This is a genomic window from Paenibacillus ferrarius (assembly GCF_002027705.1).
GTDB lineage: Bacteria > Bacillota > Bacilli > Paenibacillales > NBRC-103111 > Paenibacillus_E > Paenibacillus_E ferrarius.
This window is the reverse complement of record NZ_MBTG01000057.1, coordinates 1-20,038: the sequence shown is the minus strand read 5'-3', so window position 1 is coordinate 20,038 and position 20,038 is coordinate 1. Positions and strand designations below refer to the sequence as shown.

Annotated in this window: 16 protein-coding genes and 3 tRNA genes; 3 read left to right on the top strand and 16 right to left on the bottom strand. The window is 48.1% G+C overall.

The annotated features are described in order from the left end of the window. The 3 genes from BC351_RS36835 to BC351_RS43680 all read right to left on the bottom strand — a co-directional run. Nucleotides 1-5,365: NHL domain-containing protein (locus BC351_RS36835; RefSeq protein WP_158082364.1), on the bottom strand; the 5,365-nt coding region annotated here is incomplete at its 3' end. A 568-nt stretch (nucleotides 5,366-5,933) separates the two neighbouring features. Beyond that, complete coding sequence (locus BC351_RS43685; RefSeq protein ID WP_244209302.1) at nucleotides 5,934-6,173, bottom strand: hypothetical protein; 240 nt, start codon at nucleotides 6,171-6,173, stop codon at nucleotides 5,934-5,936. Further along, nucleotides 6,155-6,538 carry a LytR/AlgR family response regulator transcription factor gene (locus tag BC351_RS43680; protein ID WP_244209301.1) on the bottom strand — a complete coding sequence of 128 codons (384 nt, stop codon included), beginning with the start codon at nucleotides 6,536-6,538 and terminating at the stop codon, nucleotides 6,155-6,157. The genes BC351_RS43685 and BC351_RS43680 overlap by 19 nt, the downstream gene beginning before the upstream one ends. Nucleotides 6,539-6,687: 149 nt before the next feature. On the opposite strand from BC351_RS43680, the gene BC351_RS36825 reads away from it, so the two are divergent. From BC351_RS36825 to BC351_RS42615, 3 genes are all read left to right on the top strand, one after another. Beyond that, the gene (locus BC351_RS36825; protein ID WP_158082363.1) at nucleotides 6,688-6,993 is read left to right on the top strand and encodes a helix-turn-helix domain-containing protein; all 306 of its coding nucleotides are present in this window, start codon (nucleotides 6,688-6,690) and stop codon (nucleotides 6,991-6,993) included. A gap of 73 nt (nucleotides 6,994-7,066) precedes the next feature. Next, nucleotides 7,067-7,477 carry an SRPBCC family protein gene (locus BC351_RS36820; protein ID WP_341866047.1) on the top strand — a complete coding sequence of 137 codons (411 nt, stop codon included), beginning with the start codon at nucleotides 7,067-7,069 and terminating at the stop codon, nucleotides 7,475-7,477. A gap of 22 nt (nucleotides 7,478-7,499) precedes the next feature. Continuing rightward, a complete protein-coding gene (locus tag BC351_RS42615) occupies nucleotides 7,500-7,658 on the top strand; it encodes a hypothetical protein (protein WP_158082362.1) in 159 nt (52 codons plus the stop codon). 230 nt (nucleotides 7,659-7,888) lie between these two features. On the opposite strand, the gene BC351_RS36815 is transcribed toward BC351_RS42615, so the two are convergent. From BC351_RS36815 to BC351_RS36755, 13 genes are all read right to left on the bottom strand, one after another. Then, nucleotides 7,889-8,260: a hypothetical protein gene (locus BC351_RS36815; RefSeq protein WP_079420549.1), complete on the bottom strand. Its 372-nt coding sequence runs from the start codon at nucleotides 8,258-8,260 to the stop codon at nucleotides 7,889-7,891. 149 nt (nucleotides 8,261-8,409) lie between these two features. Next, complete coding sequence (locus BC351_RS44525; RefSeq protein WP_425270961.1) at nucleotides 8,410-8,733, bottom strand: helix-turn-helix domain-containing protein; 324 nt, start codon at nucleotides 8,731-8,733, stop codon at nucleotides 8,410-8,412. Between the two features lie 222 nt (nucleotides 8,734-8,955). Further along, a complete protein-coding gene (gene glmS / locus BC351_RS36805) occupies nucleotides 8,956-10,785 on the bottom strand; it encodes a glutamine--fructose-6-phosphate transaminase (isomerizing) (protein WP_079420545.1) in 1,830 nt (609 codons plus the stop codon). Nucleotides 10,786-11,267: 482 nt separating this feature from the next. Further along, nucleotides 11,268-12,608 carry a phosphoglucosamine mutase gene (gene glmM / locus BC351_RS36800; protein WP_079420543.1) on the bottom strand — a complete coding sequence of 447 codons (1,341 nt, stop codon included), beginning with the start codon at nucleotides 12,606-12,608 and terminating at the stop codon, nucleotides 11,268-11,270. A gap of 31 nt (nucleotides 12,609-12,639) precedes the next feature. Beyond that, complete coding sequence (locus tag BC351_RS36795) at nucleotides 12,640-13,920, bottom strand: CdaR family protein (RefSeq protein ID WP_079420541.1); 1,281 nt, start codon at nucleotides 13,918-13,920, stop codon at nucleotides 12,640-12,642. After that, nucleotides 13,913-14,728, bottom strand: coding sequence for a diadenylate cyclase CdaA (gene cdaA / locus BC351_RS36790; RefSeq protein ID WP_079420540.1), 816 nt, complete (start codon nucleotides 14,726-14,728; stop codon nucleotides 13,913-13,915). The genes BC351_RS36795 and cdaA overlap by 8 nt, the downstream gene beginning before the upstream one ends. A gap of 179 nt (nucleotides 14,729-14,907) precedes the next feature. Continuing rightward, nucleotides 14,908-15,516, bottom strand: coding sequence for a zf-HC2 domain-containing protein (locus tag BC351_RS36785; protein ID WP_341866046.1), 609 nt, complete (start codon nucleotides 15,514-15,516; stop codon nucleotides 14,908-14,910). Nucleotides 15,517-15,582: 66 nt separating this feature from the next. Beyond that, the gene (gene sigW, locus BC351_RS36780) at nucleotides 15,583-16,179 is read right to left on the bottom strand and encodes an RNA polymerase sigma factor SigW (RefSeq protein ID WP_079420539.1); all 597 of its coding nucleotides are present in this window, start codon (nucleotides 16,177-16,179) and stop codon (nucleotides 15,583-15,585) included. 96 nt (nucleotides 16,180-16,275) lie between these two features. Further along, complete coding sequence (locus BC351_RS36775) at nucleotides 16,276-16,491, bottom strand: hypothetical protein (RefSeq protein ID WP_079420538.1); 216 nt, start codon at nucleotides 16,489-16,491, stop codon at nucleotides 16,276-16,278. 189 nt (nucleotides 16,492-16,680) lie between these two features. Beyond that, complete coding sequence (gene ppc, locus BC351_RS36770; RefSeq protein WP_079420536.1) at nucleotides 16,681-19,467, bottom strand: phosphoenolpyruvate carboxylase; 2,787 nt, start codon at nucleotides 19,465-19,467, stop codon at nucleotides 16,681-16,683. Between the two features lie 237 nt (nucleotides 19,468-19,704). Next, nucleotides 19,705-19,775 (bottom strand) — tRNA-Gly (locus BC351_RS36765). Between the two features lie 15 nt (nucleotides 19,776-19,790). Then, nucleotides 19,791-19,867, bottom strand: a tRNA-Pro gene (locus tag BC351_RS36760). A 26-nt stretch (nucleotides 19,868-19,893) separates the two neighbouring features. Further along, a tRNA-Arg gene (locus BC351_RS36755) sits at nucleotides 19,894-19,970 on the bottom strand. Nucleotides 19,971-20,038 lie beyond the last annotated feature (68 nt).

The window sequence follows — 20,038 nt, the reverse complement described above, 5'->3', positions numbered from 1 at the left end:
TAGCCTCTGCCCGGGTCAGCTTCCCTTTTGGTGCAAGCTCATTGCTTTCTCTTCCAGAAACAACTTCCGCTTGAATACTATCCGCTATACTGCTTAGCGCCCAACTGGATGCAGCTGCTGTATCTGTGTATGGCCGCAATGTGGCATCAGTTGACTGGACAGGCAGCTTGGCCTTCAGGTTGGTGATCTTCATCGCTTTGGCGATCATGACCATGGCTTGTTCCCGGGTAACGATATCATTCGGACGGAAGGAACCGTCTTCGTACCCGCTAATCAGCTTGTAGGCATAGGCCGTTTGAATTAGGCTGCTGTACCAATCCGTAGTCTTCACGTCCGCGAATGCCGTTGATCCGCCTTCCATCTTCAACCCCAAGCCCCGAACCAGGATCGCAGCAAGCTCCGCCCATGTAATCGCTTGATCGGGTTGGAACAGGTGATCGTCAATGCCGTTAACGACCATCCGCAAGCCCATTTCATTCACCGCATTCTTCGCCCAATGCTGCCCCATATCCTTGTACTCTTCTTGATGCCTTACGATCGAATACGTGCTATTGGTCAAGCTGCTCACTCTAGCCACAGACTTGCCGTCTACTGTAATCAATTGGGTCGGTACAGGGCGAATGGCTCCGTCCGGTTCAACAACAACCCCGGTTACAATTTCCCCTGAATTTACAGCCTTCGGAATCACGATTGTTCTTTCCACGTATGCGTTGAATTTCGACACGTCAACCGTTGAATCTCCGTAAGCGCCTCGTACCGTAAAGTTGAGCGCCGGAGCGACAAGAGTGAACCCTCCTTTTGCTGCCGCCTCCTCCAGCAGTTTCACCGTGCTCATTGCCGGCTTGGAAATTTCAACAGTTATCTTAATATCCTGAAGCTGCACATTTTTGCCAAACTGTTCGGAAAGACCACTGATGTTGATCTGCTCTGCGGGCAAGGTATAGGTCGCGTTCTCCGTTTTGACTACAATGACCGCAGCCTTTTGCTCCATGATTTTTACGATTTGCCCGCTTATTTCTCCAATCACCACATCGGATTTTGTATTCACCGAAATCATAATCACTGCATGCTGTTCCTCTGTCGCAAGCTTGCGCTCCAGCACCTTCGGATCAACCACAACCGTAGTGACCGTCTGATCCTTCACCTTGGCTGTCGTTGCGGTCCCTATCTTCTCAACCTTGCCATTGACCAGGAATTCAACTCCGGCAGGCGAATTTGATGTTTCGGGCTCTGTTGAGCTGTCGCCGCTGCTGTTGGCTGGCTCTGTTGGGCTGCTGCCGCCGCTGTTGTTAGTTGACGCTGTTGGCGTCACTGCATTGGAGACGGCGGAGGCAGCGCTGCTGCCTGTAAGATTAACAGCTCTTACCGTAAACGTATAAGTTGTTCCGTTGGTTAAACCGGTTACTGTGATCGGACTTGCTGGGCCTGCTGCCGTTATATTCCCCGGTAAGGCCGTGACCTCGTACTTTGTTATTGCGCTTCCTCCGTTGACTGCTGGGATGGCGAAGCTGACGATAGCCTGACCATTCCCTGCTGTTGCAGTTACAGCTGTTGGCGCTGAAGGTACCGCCGGTATCGCCCCAGGTGTTGCGCTTACCTCATTGGAGGTAACGACAGCTCCCTTGCGGTTGGTGGCTTTGACGATAAAGGAATAGGTTGTGCCATTCGTCAATTCGCTGGCATCGTAGCCGTAGACAGAACCGCTTACCGTAGCCGCTGGTGCTCCATACGTGCCCGAAGCCGTTCTCTGGTATACGGCGTAGCTTACAGTTCCGTAGACTTCCTCCCATGCCAGAAGAACATGGCTATCTCCGCTTGCAGCCACCTTCAAGTTAAGGAAGGCAGCCCCCGGCTCCGGAAGCGTAACGGCTGCACTGGAAACCCCCGGCAGGCCTGCCGCGTCGAAGGCGAGCTGGGCTCCTGTCACCTCATCGTCATTCGCTGCGCCCAGACCCGTGAAGGCGACGATGCCGGAGCTTGCCGTGGCGGCCGTTGCTCCCGTTAACGTCCAATCGCCCGCATCCTTCTTCGAGACAGTCACAACGGTGCTGCTGTCGCCCACACTCGTATTGCCGAAAGTATCCCGAAGCGTCACCACCGGCTGCTGTGCGAACAGTCCGCCGTTTCTAGTCGGCGCCGTCAGGTCTTTGGTCAGCGCCAGCGAAGCCGGGCTGCCCGCTTGTGGCGTTATGCTCAGCACATTCGCCGCCGGTGTTACTACGCCTGCTACACTCAAGCTGATAGATTGCTTCGCCGCTTGGTTCAGCTGCAGCTGAACCGTGGCTATGCCGTCGGCAAACATGGCGCTGTACGTGCTTGATGTTACGGTTAAGGCATTCCCGCCAAGGCTGCCATAGGAGCCGTCAGGCGCTGCGGCGTAGCCGGATATGGTAACCTCACGAGCGCCGTTGAAGGCTGTATCCGTATCCCCCTGCGAGCTCCTCACGGTCAGCGTGACCAGATTGTCCTTGCCCGCTTCAGGAGAGGCTGCAGCTGCGGTTGCGCTAACCGTGTGCGCCGGTGTTGGTTTCGGAAGATTGACGGACGCACTTGTTAGCCCGGGCCATCCTGAGGAAGTCAAGGCGAGCTGGGCTCCGACCACCTCATCGGCGTTCACAGCACCCAGATCGGCAAAGGATAGGATGCCATCTTGAGCTTTTCGCGTCGTGCTTCCCGTCAGCGTCCACAGGCCGGTGTCCTTTTTCGATGCGATCACCTCTGTGCTGCTATCATTCGATATCCAATTGCCGTAAGCATCGTTCACTGCGATGATCGGCTGCTGCGCAAACATGCCTCCGTTATTATCTGGCGCGGCAAGGTCCGTTTTCAACGCCAGTGAAGCCGGGCTGCCCGCTTTCTGCCAGAAGCTTATCTTTGGTGACGGCTTCTTCACCGCCTCCATGCTGAAAACAACAGGAACCGATCCTGCTTTGTTCAGCCGCAAATTAACCGTGGCCACGCCCTTTACAAACGGGACACCGCTGACCGTTGTTGTCCCTGCATTCAGTTCAATTCCGTTCAGGCTGCCATAGGAGCCGTCTGGCGCCGCCGTGTAGCCGGATATGGTCACATCATAAGAGCCGTCTTTAAAATTCAAATCTGTTTGCTCCGCTTCGTCCATCACGGCCAGCTTGATTGCCTGGTCCACACCAACAACGGGACTCCCTGCGGGCTGGGATACACTAAGCGAATATGCCGGTCTGGGGGCGACCACCTTCCGAACCCAATTGTTATTTGAGGCCACATAAAGATTCCCCTCGCCGTCTACGGCTACTGCATTGGGGAACGGCAAGGATGCCTTAAGCGGCTTTACTCCATCAGTTTCAGAGCCCGCGCAACAGCCTCCGCCAGCCACTGTCAAGACAGACCCACTCCCGTTCGCCTTCAGGATGGTTCCTCCACGCGACGCGATATACAGACTTCCGGCGCTGTCCACAGCCACACCAAGTGGTTCGTATACCTGAGTAACTGTACTGATATTTCCATTCTTATCCACCTTTTGGACCCGACCGCCAGCGATGGTGCTGTCATCGTCCGCGATATACAAGTTTCCAGCGCTGTCCACGGCTACGCCTACCGGCCAATTCAGCTGAGCTAAAGTCGCCGCTCCTCCATTTCCCGACGAGCCCCTCTGGCCATTGCCAGCCACTGTACTGATATTTCCGGACGTATCTACTTTCCTGATCCGGTAGTTGTCAGCATCCGCGATATACAGATTCCCGCTTTTATCTATTGCCACAGATTTAGGGTTATTGAGTTTGGCTGAAATCGCCGGTCCACTGTCTCCCGACGAACCTTGTGCACCCGACGTACCAGCCACCGTGCTGACGGTGCCATCCACCATAGTTAACTTCAGGATTCGATGATTATTAGAATCCGCGATATACAGATTGTCCGATTGATCCACACTGACTCCATACGGCTTGCTCAGTTTTAGCTGCCCGTTGCCAAGTATGGTACTGATATTTTTTGTCTTCTTATCTACCTTCCTGATGACCGAGTTATACGTATCTGCGATATACAGATTCCCATCTCTGTCTGCCGCCACCCCATAAGGTTGCTGCAATTTGGCCTTGATCGCCTCGTTTCCGTCTCCCGAATAGCCCGCAACACCTACGCCAGCTACCGTTACAACGCAGTAGCCGCAATCAAGAGCCGCTCCGCCGCCTCCCGTTCCGGGATCAACCGCCGGCGCGGTCAGCTTCCGGACCCGGGTGCCCATAGCATCCTCGACATACAAATTTCCATTCTTGTCCAACGCCATTGCATTCGGGTTCTCTAATTGAGCGGTCTTCGCTTCTCCTCCATCACCGGAGTAGCCACGAATTCCTGTGCCCGCTATAATGCTGATTTTTCTGTAGGTTTCATCTATTTTCAAAATCCGGTGATTGAAATAATCCGCAACATACAGATTGCCTTTGCCGTCCACTGTCATTCCCCGAGGAGCCGGCAAGTCAACATTTATGGCGGTTTTCCCTTCCAACGTGCTGCCATGCTCAGAGCCGCCGCCGGCCTCCGTCCAGATCAGCCCACCAGCGTCTACCCTTCGGATGCGGCGGTTGCCTTCGTCAAAGATATACATGGTTCCGAAGTTGTCAAATCCTACTCCGCTCGGATGGTTCAACAGAGCCTTCGTCGCCGGCAAAGTGTCCCCTCCAAAGCCCTTCTGGCCCTGGCCATACTGGTTCATGGTGCCAGCTACCGTACTGATCTTGCCGGACGTATCCACTTTCCGGATCAAGTTGTTGCCATACTCGGCGATATACAGATTTCCTGTGCTGTCCACTGCCAATCCCCGCGGGTTGCTCAATGAGACCGATGTTGCCGCTTTCCCATCCTGGCTCCACATAGAAGTACCGTCGCCAGCCACCGTGTAAATCCTGCCGTATGTATCTACCTTCCGGATCCGATTGTTGCCGGCATCCGCGATATACAGATTGTCGCCGCTGTCTACCGCCAGGCCTCTTGGACTATTCAATTTGGCTGACGCAGCCAAGCCTCCGTCGCCCGAGTACCCGGCCCCACCCATACCCGACACCGTGCTAATCGTGCCATCCGTTGCGATCTTCCGAACCCGATGGTTATTGGAGTCCGCGATATACAGATTTCCCTTGCTGTCCGTCACCATGCCTCCACTTGCATCGGCGTCCTGGCCCGGAAGTGCAATCGCCGGCAGTCCGCCCAATTGAGCTGACGTCGCCACCCCCCCGTCGCCCGAAAAGCCGGCCTTACCCGTACCGGCTATTGAGGTAATGGTGTAGCCGCCAGCGGCATAAGCTTTTCCTCCAGACCCGTCGGCCAACAGTCCTATCATCAGCAGAACGGCCAACATACAGGCTAAAAGCTGCTTTCCTTTTTTACCCATCCCTTTCCCACCTCCATAATGATGCATACCAAATAAAAATAACTGGATCACAGGGAGGAAAACCAACAAGAAACTCATCAGCACCGCGGATTTTCTTTTCTTCATTTGTTTCTCTTTCATTTTGCAATCAACCTCTCGTTTCGCGAATGTACTTTAGGGAGTGTGGAATTATCCGATCAAATATGATTCCTCCAATTTGATTTAATTCTATCAAACCTTTCTCTCAAAATACTCACAAGACCGCGAACATTGTAGAAATTTAGAATAACCTAGCGTGTGGTACTTATCTCAACCTATTCTATTGAGAATGAGAGTCCCCAAACGTTACCCCAATTCCTGTTAATTGAATTATTCTTAGTCATATAAGAAGAGGCGAGCAAAACGCTCGCCTCCGCCAATTATTTTTCTAAGATATCGATACCATCAATTGATAACTTTGCCATGCAAGAGCGCAAGTCATTCATTATAAACTTTCCGAGATTTAGATCAGCTCAGACTTTCGAAGCAGCCGCTCAACAATAGCCGCCACTTCAGCTCTTGTGATGTAAGACTTTGGCGCAATCCTGCGTCAATACATCCGTGAACGGCGCTGCTCCGTTTTCAAGCTTAAGCCCCAGTCCTCGAACGAGGATGGCAGCAAATTCCGCCAACTGCCAGTTACTGATATCCCGCCCTGGTTGGCACAAGCGAACATATCCTCCGTCATGTGCGTCGGAAAACGGGTCAGCGCACCATCCGAATTGTGCACCTCGAATCCCCAAAGCACTGGATTGAGACCTACCGCAGCTTCTACCCGACCTGATCGCAAAGAGGGGGCAGCTCGTCCAAACACAACATAACCCGTTCGATCATCGCAGGCGTCACAGGCTTCAGGATATAATCCATCGCATCGACCTCGAATGCTTCCAGCTCATATTGCTTATAAGCTGTTGTAAAAACGATCTTGGTCTGCTCAGACAGCTTATTGATTCTTCGGGCAAGCTCATGCCCATTCATTTTCGGCATATCCACATCAAGAAAAGCGACATCCGGCCTAAGCTCGGGTATGCGTTCCAGCGCCTCAAGCGGATTAGTGAAGGCTCCCGTAATTGTGAAGCGTGGGTTTCGTCCAATAATCACCTTCATTAGATCCAAAATCGGCTTTTCGTCCTCGACAATAACAGCATGAATCATTCTTAATCCCTCCCTCTTACACATTCGCAATTTTCAAAATGCGATTCCTCTCCGATGGATTTCAGCTCTTTCATTGTATTACTCCACTCTCACAAAAATCTCACAAAAACGGGCTCCTATCCTTTTCCAGAGAGAAGCCCGTTTATCAGTTGAGCATTTTGCAAAATTGCATGATTAAAAATTTAGTCGAAGAGTTCTGGGGTTATTCTGGGTTTGGAAACACATTATCCGATCAAGAAGTTGAAAATGGGCAAACCTGCGGAATTTGTAATTCCAATTTTAATGAAAAGGAACTGTCCTCAAGCACCATCGCAGCGCACTTTGACATTACGCCGTCCGCAATCTCACAGCATATCAAGGTTCTGTTTGAGTCTGGATTGGTGGTTGTGCGACGTGAAGGTACAAAGAAGTACCGTTCGCTGACGAATTCTGTGACGATGCTCTGCTGCGGTTGAAAGTGGCAGCCGAAGAAGAGGAGAGGCGGCTTCGTGAGGACGGACGGGTTTGATAAAAATGTAGTAATCAAAGATATATATCGATTGCCGCCCAGAGACGTTGTTTCCCTTCTTCATCGATCCGCAAAAGATGATGAAATGGATGGGCATGCATGTGCTACTGGAGCCCAAGCTAGGCGGGGCACTTCGGATCGATTTCAATGGAACGGACATGGTTGCCGGACGTTACGTGAAAGTTGAGTCAAATGAGAGAATCGTTTTTACTTCAGGATGGATCGGTTCGGATACATTGCCAACAGACTCCAGCACAGTTGAGGTGCGATTGCATAAGCAGGACAGCGGCACACTACTTATCTTAAAGCATTCCGGTTTGCCAGCTTCACGCCGGCCCATGCACTTGACCGGATGTAATTACTATCTAGCACGTTTGAATCTTCTTTACTGGGCTATGAACCTGGTCCTGATATTTTTGCAATACCATTAACAGATCCCGGGGAGGAATGAACATGAAGTACATAATGTTGACCAACGAAACAAAGGAAGATTTCGCAGCACGGAAGGAAAATGTATCCGACGTTTCAGCACCTTCACTCTTTCGGATCTTTCCATCAACGACATTTACCGTTATGGACGTGTGTTTAGGATGCAGCACGTTTCCAGGATAGGAGAGGACACTCGCGTCTTTCATTGCTTGGATGAAGGACAACCATCCTGTCCAATACTGAGGAAATCGTACACATCCTATGCGAGCATCCAGAGGTTACTTCTACGGTTAAAGTCGGGATGAAGCGATTCGGTGCTTCAGGGGAAATGAAGGGCGATGGCAAGATGTTCGCGTTTTCTGCCAAATGAAGCTTGATCGTCAAGTTGCCTCAATCGAAGTGGCGGAATGGTCTCAGAAGGTAGGGGCCCCACCTTGTGTGATGGGGAGGGCACGCGTCATGCGTGAGTGGGTGGTGATCGGGCTGGAGTGGCGGTCAGATTGGCTTTCAATCACGATGGACTCCAGAAATTTCGTTTCAGAAATTGGTGCAAAATAGGAACCGTCCAGGCTGCAGGAGATCCACTTCGCAAAATAAACCGAACATAACAAACCAATAAGCGGAGCAGGATCGAATCGACGTCCATTGACGAAGATTTCAAAATGCAAATGCAAGCTGGTGCTTTTTTCTGTGAAGCCACAAACATCGAAGACATCCCCACCTGAACCGTCATCTGTGATCATCTGAATTTTAACGAATAGATCTAATTTTTCCCCTAACTTCATCTATAGTCCCTGCTAAATACAAAAAAAAACCGAAATTATGAAAACATAATTTCGGGGTTCAGATGCATAATGTAAAGTTACCAACTATATTGTAAAGTTACCAACTTTAATGTCACTCAACACCAATGCAATCTGAAAATTCTATTTAATTAATATCTCCCAATCTTCATCTCCATATAAAGCATAATCTCCTCCATGTCACTTTCCGAAAGTAAATTGAATAGTTCTAATACCTTTAACTCTTTTTCATTTACCGCTGTTTGAAACAAATCTATATTAAGTACGTTATTTTCTTCGTTAGTCATCTCTCCGTGGATCAACCAATTTAAATTAGTTTTAAAAACCTTGTAAATGGATATAACAGTCTCGATGGAGGGATTATATTTATCCTTTTCAATCTCACTGAGTGTCGCTTGAGAAATGCCAATTAATTTTGAAAATTCGATCTGATTTAAACGATTTGTTTTTCGAATTACTCTAATTCAATCACCTAGGGAGGATTGCTTACTTTTCTCCTTTCAATTTAAAAAAGAAAGTCCCGATGCGTATATTCTACATCGGGACTTTTCTCTCAGAGGTCGTTTTCCAATATTCTTTACTACTTTCCGACTATCTTTACTGCTCTCCAACATTCTTTACTACTTTCTAACTTTTTTACATAGGGAAATAAATAATTACCAACTACAACAGAAAACCTACTCCACCGTCACACTCTTCGCCAAATTACGCGGCTTATCAACATCATTCCCACGAGCCAACGAGGCATAATAGGACAGCAATTGCAGAGGGATAACAGCCAAAGCAGGAGATAGAACATCCAGTGTCTTAGGAATGATGAAAGTGCTGTCTACAGACTTCTGCAGTTCCAGCTCCCCTTCCACCGCAATTCCTAACACATTAGCGCCGCGCGCTTTAACTTCTTTAATGTTGCTCACCGTTTTCTCCAGCAGCTCATGCTGAGTAGCCAACGCAATAACCGGAATCTCATCTTCGATTAGTGCCAGTGTACCGTGCTTCAGTTCGCCCGCAGGATAAGCCTCCGAGTGAATGTACGAAATCTCTTTGAGCTTCAAAGAGCCTTCCAAAGCTACCGCATAATCCAAACCTCGGCCGATAAAGAAAAGATTATCGTGCTTCGACATCTCTTCCGCAACTACTTTCAGTGCTTCCGCTTGAGCAAGAATTTCTTCCACTTGGGCAGGCAGCTCTTTCAAAGCCGTAATAGCTTCTCGAATCTCATCAGGGCTTTGCGTGCCCAGCGTTTGGGCCAGATGCAAGCCGAGCAAGTAGAAAGCAATCAACTGTGAAGTGTAGCCCTTCGTGGACGCTACTGCAATTTCAAGTCCAGCCCACGTTGTGATCACGTCATCGGCTTCCCTTGCGACTGAGCTTCCTACTACATTCGTCACAGCCAGAACATGGGCCCCGCAGCGCTTGGCTTCACGCAGAGCGGCCAGTGTATCAGCAGTTTCACCGGACTGACTCACAACAATCACGAGGGTGTCCTTGGTGATAATTGGGGAACGGTAACGATATTCAGAGGCAACATCCGTTTCAACTGGAATGCGTGCCATTTTCTCAATAACATACTTCCCAACCATACCTGCATGATAAGCTGTACCACAGGCTACAATATGAACACGGCTAATGTTACGAATTGCTTCAGGCGTAATCGTAAGCTCGTTCAGCGTGACGCGGCTGCCATCAGGAGAAATGCGGCTTCCCATCGTATCGCGATACGCTTTGGGTTGATCATAAATTTCTTTCAACATGAAGTGATCAAAACCGGCTTTTTCTGCGGTAACAATGTCCCAATCGACATGAAACATTTCCCTGGAAATAAAATTGCCTTCCAACGTCATTAATTCGACACCTTCTCGTGTCAAAAGAGCCATTTCGCCGTCGTTTAATATGAACACATTCCGTGTGTATTCAAGGATCGCCGGGATATCCGAACCAATAAAGTTCTCGCCTTCGCCGATACCGATAATCAAAGGGCTAGCTTGGCGAACGGCTACAAGTCGATCCGGCTCGTATTCTGTCAGTACGCCTAACGCGAATGCGCCTGTCATGAACTTTACAGCTTTTTGAACGGCTTTGAGAATGTCGCCATCATACAGATCAGCGATCAAGTGTGAAATAACCTCCGTATCTGTTTCAGATACAAATTGGTGCCCTTTGGCCGTCAGCTCTTCTTTAAGACTGATATAGTTCTCAATGATCCCATTATGAACAACAGAAAATTTCAAGGAATTATCTGTGTGTGGGTGAGAATTCACATCGGAAGGCTTGCCATGTGTCGCCCAACGCGTATGCCCGATTCCAACACTTCCGCTCAGTGGAGTCTCCTCCAGCTTGGATTCAAGATTGGCGATGCGCCCTTTGGCTTTCTTAATTTGCAGCCCGTCTGCCGTATATACAGCTACACCTGCAGAGTCATAGCCTCTATATTCGAGCTTTTTGAGCCCTTCCAATAAAATTTCCTGAGAATTCCGCTTTCCAATATAACCAACGATTCCGCACATAGTGTAGTACCTCCATAGTTTTATAAGCCTCTTCAACAAGGGCTATTTTTCAAAGATCCTGATTTTCTTCAACCATTTAAACATTCAACCATTCATCAATAAAAAGACACAACAAAATAAAGCTTATATATAGTCGATCCATAAGTTCATACCTAAATAAAAGGTTGTTGGATACTTGTCAGCCTGGTCGCCCAGACGTTTTTGCTCTCCAACTTAACGGCACTCCTCATGCCGGAAGGTCCCCGCCGAATGTTTCGAACACCTTCACCTCGTCAACTCACCGCGTAGTAGCAGCTATTCGCTACATTTCCCGTTCCGCTTGCGAGTTCTGGCGCTATTGATATGGGGTCTACCTCAACCCTGCCTTTCCTTCTTGAGTAAATACATCATATTCATTTTAACGTTCATGCGCAACTTATTTTTTCTTGGTAAAACCCCCATTTCGCCGTAAAGCTTGCTAACGAATGGGGGATTCTTAGCAATTATACCAATTGTTCTTGAATCACTTTGGCAATATCATAGACATAAGCTTCGACTTGATCCTTATCAGGACCTTCGGCCATGACACGAATCAACGATTCTGTACCCGATGGACGTACTAATACACGGCCATTGTCACCAAGCTCGTCTTCCACTTTGCGAATAGCTTCTTCAATCACAACATTATCTTTCAGCTTGCTTTTATCTGCCACACGAATATTAACGAGAAGCTGCGGGAATTTACGCATAATGCCTTTCAGTTCACTTAGCTTACGCCCCGACTCAACAATCGTATTAACCAATTGCAAAGCAGTCAGAATGCCATCTCCGGTAGAGATGTAATCCAAGAAGATCACATGTCCGGACTGTTCGCCGCCTAAGTTGTAACCGCCTTTGCGCATTTCTTCCATCACGTAGCGATCGCCTACAGCGGTCTGCATAGCTTTAAGACCTGCTTTCTCAATCCCTTTGAAAAAGCCGATATTCGCCATCACCGTCGTCACAATGGTGCCGTGGTTCAGCTTGCCTGCGCGATTCAACGCATCGCCCAGTATACTAAGGATGAAGTCTCCGTCGACTTCCTCGCCTTTCTCATCTATCGCGATCAACCGATCCGCGTCCCCGTCAAAAGCAAGACCGATGGCTGCGCCATGTTTCACCACTTCTGCGCGAAGCTTCTCAGGATGCGTGGAGCCGCAATGATCGTTGATATTGCGTCCATTCGGCTCAGCGCCGATGGTGATCACTTCCGCTCCCAGCTCGCGGAATACCGTAGGAGCAAGCTCGAAGGCGGAGCCGTTCGCGCAATCCAGAACGACTTTGTATCCAGCGAATGACGCGGATACCGTCTCCTTCAAGAACGCCAGATAGGCGAACTTCGCGTCTGGCTCATCGGAGACCGTACCGATCTCGCCGCCAACCGGGCGAGGCAGCTCATCTACAGCCGCGTCTAGCAGCTGTTCAATCTCAAGCTCCGTTTCATCAAGCAGCTTGAAGCCGTCGCCGCCGAAGAACTTAATCCCATTATCCTCAACGGGATTATGCGAAGCCGAAATCATAACGCCGGCATCCGCGCCCAGCTTTTTGGTCAAATAGGCAACTGCCGGTGTACTCACGACACCGATGCGAATAACTTCAACGCCAATAGACAGCAATCCAGCTACTAAGGAAGCCTCCAGCATTGGACCCGATATCCGTGTATCTCTCCCAATCACGACTTTCGGATGCTTGGCTTGTCTGGTTAGAACATAACCGCCGCAGCGGCCTACTTTATAAGCTAATTCCGGTGTAAGTTCGCCATTCGCGACACCTCGTACACCATCTGTTCCAAAATATTTCCCCATATCAAATATTCTCCTCTTTCTCTATGACCCATTATGGATTTGCTGGACTTGCCGAACTGCCAGGACTTGCTGAATTTGCTGGTTTTGGTGTTTTCTCACTAATTTCAACGACGGCTTTCACATCTTGCGGCATCCCTAGCTTCACATAGGTAGGCAAGTTTAACGTCACCTTCAGCTCGTGCTTCCCAGGCGGTAAATTACTAACATCCAGAATCGCTTGCACGTCCTGCACTTTCATTTGATCGATGATCGCAGGCGCACCTTCCACGGTAAGATTCAGCTGAGCCGATTCCGGCGTTATTACTTTTGTTAGATAGCTCTCGTTTTGACCGATAATGGTGATCGGCACATTCTCCAGAGCTTTCGTGATGGAAGGGACAATCTCCACGCGTACCGTTACTTTGGCAGGATCCAGTTGAGTTACTTTATTCCTCAAAGGGATGTCCAGTGAATAATCTTTTGTTTCTTTGACATCTTGAACACTCAGTTGCGGTCCTTGGTAGAACTCCAACTTGTCCACGACGTCCTGCGTTCCGTATACCGTCACTTTGTCGGGATTTTGGGTAACCATGGAGATCGCGAACCCTTTGGGCGGTTCTCCGCTAATTTTCAGCTGCAGCGGTATCGTCTGGAACGGACTTGTAATCGGCACTTCCACATCAACAACGGAAGGATTCATATTCACCGTGATTTCCTTACCGTCTTTGTCATAGGCTTGCAGTCGAACCTGCTTCGTAACCGCTGACTGCGCTTTATCCACGGAAACCTCGCCGCGTACATTCTCGATCTGCTCGAGTTTACTCGTCTGCGCCGTAATATACACCTTTGCGGGCTTAACGATCGGCTGTCCGGCTTTGAGTCCCGCAGCTGGCGTCCCTTTTACATTGATAACAACCGGTACTTCTTTCATCTGCAGCTCTTCTATAATGACATGCACCATTCTGGGCACAACCTGCACTTCAACATCGGATGGAAAGCCTACGGGTTTCAGCGTCAACTGATGATCCCCTTTGCCAACCTGGGTCATATCAAGTTCAATTTGGTACGTATTACTCGTCGTTACTTTCTTTACGGAAGCTTCTTTCCCCTTCAAAATAATCTGAACATTCGCAGGTGACATAGAAGCAATATGATAATGCGTTTCATCATACTTCGTCGTAATCGCAACGTTATTAATCGTTTCTTCGCGCTCACGCAAGGGAGAATTACCCGAAAGATTCGTTTCCTCCATGTGCACAACGACCCACAGCAGAATCCCCACAACAAGCGCAACGATCCGCACAACATTCGTATTTCTTAACCATTTATCCATTCGAACGGCCCCTCCATTTCAAGAAAGGGTTCTTATCCTTCGTTTTTGCCTTTGGCTTCAGTTCTTCGAACAATTTAGCAATCAGCGACTCCTCTTTGATATCCCGTATAATATGACCATTCATCGTCAATGAGATCTGTCCGGTTTCTTCCGAAATAATGATACACATCCCATCGGAAACCTCACTCATCCCAATAGCTGCACGATGCCTTGTCCCCAGCTCTTTGCTTATGAAAGGATTCTCAGACAGCGGTAAATAACAGCCTGCCGCCATTAACTGGCCCTGACGAATAATCACAGCACCATCGTGGAGCGGCGTATTAGGAATGAAAATATTAATCAACAGCTCTGCGCTGATCTTGCTCTCTATACCAATTCCGGACTCGATATAATCGGTTAATCCGGTCTCTTTCTCGAAAACGATCAAAGCCCCTATCTTTCTTTTGGCCAAATAATTGGCAGCCCGTATCACTTCATTGATCCGTTTGTTCACGTCTTGGTCTTCTTCCGAAGAAGAACGGCTGAACAGCTTCCCGCGGCCTAACTGCTCAAGCGCACGCCGCAGCTCCGGCTGGAAAATAATGATAACGCCCAAGACCCCAAAGGTAAATGTCTGGTTCATCATCCATTGCAGTGTGCTAAGCTTAAACCAAATACTGAACACCCACGTAATAACGACAACAAGGATACCCTTCATCAATTGAATAGCTCTTGTCCCACGCACCAGCAGGATCAGTTTATAAATCACATAGCTAACGATCAGAATATCTACGATATCCTTAGCCGAGATGCTCGTGAGTAAGTCCATTTATTATTCTCCCCCAAGCGACTGAACACAGTGATCTCTCTATATTAGAATCATAACATAAACCTTGTTATACTTCTATTTTTCTCTCCTCACATGACGTTTATCAAACCTCTTCGGTTCATTTTTTCATACAAAAAAGTCCCCCACCAGCCTGCAGCTGAAATGGAAGACATAATAAGTTATCTAGAAAGCATACTAACAAACTCTCCTATTTTATACCAAATCCACCCTAAGGCTTCATCGACTTGTGTGACTTGCCCCGAAATATGCGCGGTTGACGCTAGATTGAGCGTACCATCGATCACGATTAAGTTTCCCGTTACATCGCCTTCAACCCTTAGCTTGCCTCGCTGTACAACGAGATCACCCTTGACGGTATGACCCTTTGGCACGATGACCGTGTCTCCTTGAATCACAACATCCTGAAGATCATTGCCTTTCACCATTAGGTTCGTATCGTCATTCCACATGGACATGAAGCTTCCGAACATAACCGTTGCGAAAACAATGGCTACCGAGACAGCAGGATGCTTGCGAATCCATTCCATCCAAGCGTTTTTCTTCTTTGCTGGTGGCAGTCCGCTCATAATTTGTGCAGTTAGTGTATCCGATGCTTTCACAGGATGCAGCATTCTCACCATTGCGTCCGTTTTCTCCAATTGCTTGAACAAAGCATGACAGGCCTGACAGGATATCAAATGCTCCTTCAATCGCTGAGAATCCGATCCTTGCAAATCACCGTCGAGATATTCATGTATGAGCGGGAGGGCTTCCTTACAATTCATCATTCAGCCACCCCTTTCTTAGACTTTTGCATGTTGTGGTATACCATACGTTTGGGATTTAGTTTTGTTTCACATATGAACAGGATTTGTGTTGGCATCTTGCTCCTCCTGCTCTATCCGCTTACGCAAATATTCTCGACCGCGATGAACACGGGTTTTGATCGTTGTAACAGGCATTTCCAGCACATCGGAAATCTCTTGTAGCGACATGTCCTGCAGATAACGCAGAATCACTACGGATTTATATTTCTCAGGCAATGTATCAATCGCTTTGCGAATCTGTTCCTGTGTCTCGGACACAATGACTTGCTTCTCCGGTGTATCCTCATGACTAGGGAGCATGGCATAATAATCATTGCCTTCCCCGTCCGGCATCTCAGCATCCAGCGAGTAGGTGTTCTTTCTTCGGCGCAGCCTATCAATACACAGGTTCGTCCCAATGCGAAATATCCACGTCGAGAACTTCTGGTTCTCATCATATCGGTGCAGATTCGTATACACGCGCAGGAACGTCTCCTGTACGGCATCCTCAGCCTCTTGTTTATTATTCAACATACGGTAAGCCAAGTGAAAGATCTTATCCTTATAGAGCTCTACAAGCTCTGCAAAAGCATTTCGATCCCCATTCCTGGCTAATTTGGCCAGACGTGCTTCTACAAAATTCAATTCGATTTCCTCCGGCTTCTCGGCGATTCAATTTCCTACCTATTACATACGCAGTCAATTGCGTTTTGTTTTCAGAAATAAGGATGCCACCTAGAATTAACCCATCCCTAACCATTGTAACCCATTCACGAGCTCTCCAATAATAAAATATACGTTAATTATCGCTGCAGGGAGTTCAACTGATCCAAGCATCGCGGCGGTAAGCATAATCGCAGAATTCATATGTGGAGGAAGCGTGCTGACCACTTGGCCTGATACGAAGAGGAAGATGCTGTATGTCGGAGCTGACAATAAGCCAACTATGTTTCCCATAACCTGCTTTTGCACGGACAATCCATAGCAACCGTCATCTGATCCCGAGTAATCTGCCCATTACCCCTTGATGCACAGGCACTTGTCTCCGTACACCCAATAAGGACAGGAAAAGCCGAGCTGCCTACGACTTCCGCGGGCCCCCGACTTTGTCTTCCTGTCTTTGCTTCTATGTGCTTGATTCGTGGATCAACCTGTATTTCTAAGTCCTGCTGCTATTCCGTTAATCGTAAGCAAAACTTCACGCAACAGAATCGCATCATCTTCATTGCTCTCCCGCAGCTCACGAAGCTCTGTAAGCAGTTCAACCTGCATATAGCTAAGTGGATCTACATAGGGATTGCGCAGACGGATAGATTCTTGAATAACAGGAACATTATCGAGAATTTCTTGTTGCCCCGTAATTTCAAGAATGAGAGATGAAGTCAGCTCATATTCTGCTTTAATTAAGTTATAGATACGCTCAGCAATTGCTGATTCCTTAACCAAGTTGCCATATTCCTTCGCAATTTGAAGATCTGCTTTAGCCAGCGCCATTTGCAAATTATCAATCATTGAACGGAAGAAGGACCACTCTTCGTACATTTCTTTCAACGTCTCTAGGTTAGCCGCGTTTCCTTGATAAAAGCTTTGCAGCCCCGTACCTGCCGCATACCAAGCCGGAAGCAGGTAACGCGTTTGCGTCCAGGAGAACACCCATGGAATCGCACGCAGATCTTCAAATTTATCGCTGTTTTTACGCTTCGATGGTCGTGAACCAATGTTCAGCTCGCCAATTTCCGGAAGCGGTGTGGATTCTTTGAAGAAAGTTAAGAAATCTTCGTCGCGGAAAATAAGATCCTGGTACTTCGTTTGAGCTTCCTCCGAAATACCCCGCATAATCGTTTCCCACTTCTCTTCAAGTGGGTTTCTTTGCGGAGAGCGCGCTAATTTGGACGCCGTAATTAAAGCAAAAGTCGCTTGCTCCAAGCTGCGGTAAGCAATGCCTTGCAACGAATAGCGGGAAGATAACACTTCGCCTTGCTCTGTAATCTTAATGCCGCCACCCAAAGTTTCAACCGGCTGCGCCAGAATGCTGCGGTTCAAAGGCATACCGCCGCGACCAAGAGCACCGCCACGGCCATGGAAAAATTTCAGCTTCACGCCGAATTTCTTCGCCGCTTCTGTAATGTCTTGGAGCGCCATACGCAGCTCCCAGTTCGCTGTAATCACACCGCCGTCTTTATTGCTGTCCGAGTAGCCCAGCATAATCTCGTGCATTGGTGCGACAGGATCAAGACTTGCTCTGTAAGCAGGGATTGCCAACAGAGTGCTCATAATGCCTGGAGCCGCATGAAGATCATCAATCGTCTCGAATAATGGAACAGACTGCAGCGTACTTGTCACACTGCCATCGCTCTCTTGGCGGTACAGACCCGCCTCTTTCGCGAAAACAACCACTTCCAGCAAGTCGCTTGCGCCTTGTGTCATACTGATCAGGTAGCTGTTGATACAATTGCGACCGAATTCCTTCTGCGCGTTGCCGACCGTACGATAAACATCCAAGCATTCCTTCGTACCTTCGGAGTAATCCAAGTACGTAGAGGTAATCGGTCTAGGATCGTTCAAAACGTCCGTCAAAAGACTGATCTTTTCCTCTTCCGAAAGCTTGCTGTAATCGCTCGTAATGCCCATTTTCGCCAGGATCTCCGTCATTGCATTCTCGTGTTCCTTGCTATGCTGTCTAATATCCAGCGCAGCCAAATGGAAGCCGAACAGCTCAACCTGACGAATCAGCTTCTTCGTATATTTATCCGCTACATAATCAGCGAAATGCGTTCTCAAGCTAGCGTCAATAATTTTCAAATCACTGATAAATTCCTCAGGACTGTTATATTTCTGATTTGTTGGAATATTCGCATTGCCTGTGTTATGCACTTTTTCGATCATATACGTCGTTTTGATACGATAAGGTTCTTTCTCATTGCGCCATACATCCTGTACATTACCTAGAGCTTCGCGGTCACATTGAATAGAATCAAGGAGGGCATCGCTCACATTAACAATGTTCCTACTGAAACTCATATGTTCAAGCGCATCTTTGAGAACTTCTTCATACTTCTGTAAAGCCAATTGACGATGCAATCCCAAGGTCTCCCAAGTTACATTAGCTCTAACGGATGGGTTGCCATCGCGGTCTCCACCGATCCAAGAACCGAATTTCAAGAAAGACGGCACATGCCAAGTATCCTGCGGGTAATATTTATTCAAACAGCGCTCAAGCTCATGATATATTTCTGGAAGAACATCAAACAACGTTTCGTCAAAATAGTACAAACCGTTGCGAACTTCATCAATAACCGTCGGTTTCCGATCACGCAGCTCGTCCGTTTGCCAAAGATTCAGCACCTCGCCTAGCAGCTTCTCACGCAATTGCTCACGCTCGCGGTAAGTCAACATAGGGTTGTCGAGCTTCATCATTCCGTCCGAAATACGCAAATTAATATCAAGCACTGCTCTGCGCATAGCTTCAGTTGGATGTGCCGTCATCACAAGCTCCAAAGAGATTGCTTTAAGAATTTCTTGCACTTCTTCAAAAGGAATATGGTTGTGCTTCAATTCTTGAACAATACTTTCGATTGAACCTGGTTGTACAGATTCACCTGAAGAACGCTCGTAGTCTCTTTTACGACGAATCCGATGGTTTTGCTCAGCAATATTAACAAGTTGAAAGTAAATAGCGAAAGCCCGAATCACTTGATGACGAATCTCTGGGTCCAAAGAAGAGATCGTCTTCTTGAATTCATCATATATTTCGATTACATAGTGGGCTCTTAAAGACTTGCTCATCTCACGAATTTTCTCGACAACATCAAGTAGACTATTCCCGCCCTGATGTACCAGAACTTCGCCTAAGATGTGCCCTAAGAAGCGTACGTCCCTGCGCAGCAGGTTATTCGTGGCTTGCTTCTGTTGGCCGATTACATTCTCTAACATAACTCTCCACCTCATCTATTCGCTATGTTGCATTAATGCTTCTCTCTATAAAAGCTACACGATAGAAAAACTCATTTCAGAATATTTTACCACATTCCGCCCGCTGCATATAGTCTAAATATAAAAAAAAGACACAATTTAATGGTGGTAATATATGTCTGATTCCATTGAAAGTATGCCCATCCTCTTTCCTTTATAAAAGAAAAAGACCACCCGAAGGTGATCTTAATTCTGATAAGCGGGCGGCGGGAATCGAACCCGCGCGATCAGCTTGGAAGGCTGAAGTTCTACCATTAAACTACGCCCGCGCGTTATAAAATTGATGGTCGGGACGACACGATTTGAACATGCGACCCCCTGCTCCCAAAGCAGGTGCTCTACCAAGCTGAGCTACGTCCCGAAACCTATGTAACTTTTAAGAAAAAATGGCGCGCCCTGAGAGATTCGAACTCCCGACCTTTTGATTCGTAGTCAAATACTCTATCCAGCTGAGCTAAGGGCGCTTAATAAATGGAGCGGAAGACGGGGATCGAACCCGCGACCCTCGCCTTGGCAAGGCGATGCTCTACCG

What these genes read in the sequence shown, in the direction of transcription:
- BC351_RS43680 (WP_244209301.1), bottom strand. Translation starts at nt 6,538, where the DNA reads ATGATTCATGCTGTTATTGTCGAGGACGAAAAGCCGATTTTGGATCTA.
- BC351_RS42615 (WP_158082362.1), top strand. Translation starts at nt 7,500, where the DNA reads ATGAAGTACATAATGTTGACCAACGAAACAAAGGAAGATTTCGCAGCA.
- BC351_RS36815 (WP_079420549.1), bottom strand. Translation starts at nt 8,260, where the DNA reads ATGAAGTTAGGGGAAAAATTAGATCTATTCGTTAAAATTCAGATGATC.
- glmS (WP_079420545.1), bottom strand. Translation starts at nt 10,785, where the DNA reads ATGTGCGGAATCGTTGGTTATATTGGAAAGCGGAATTCTCAGGAAATT.
- glmM (WP_079420543.1), bottom strand. Translation starts at nt 12,608, where the DNA reads ATGGGGAAATATTTTGGAACAGATGGTGTACGAGGTGTCGCGAATGGC.
- BC351_RS36795 (WP_079420541.1), bottom strand. Translation starts at nt 13,920, where the DNA reads ATGGATAAATGGTTAAGAAATACGAATGTTGTGCGGATCGTTGCGCTT.
- cdaA (WP_079420540.1), bottom strand. Translation starts at nt 14,728, where the DNA reads ATGGACTTACTCACGAGCATCTCGGCTAAGGATATCGTAGATATTCTG.
- BC351_RS36785 (WP_341866046.1), bottom strand. Translation starts at nt 15,516, where the DNA reads ATGATGAATTGTAAGGAAGCCCTCCCGCTCATACATGAATATCTCGAC.
- BC351_RS36775 (WP_079420538.1), bottom strand. Translation starts at nt 16,491, where the DNA reads ATGGGAAACATAGTTGGCTTATTGTCAGCTCCGACATACAGCATCTTC.
- ppc (WP_079420536.1), bottom strand. Translation starts at nt 19,467, where the DNA reads ATGTTAGAGAATGTAATCGGCCAACAGAAGCAAGCCACGAATAACCTG.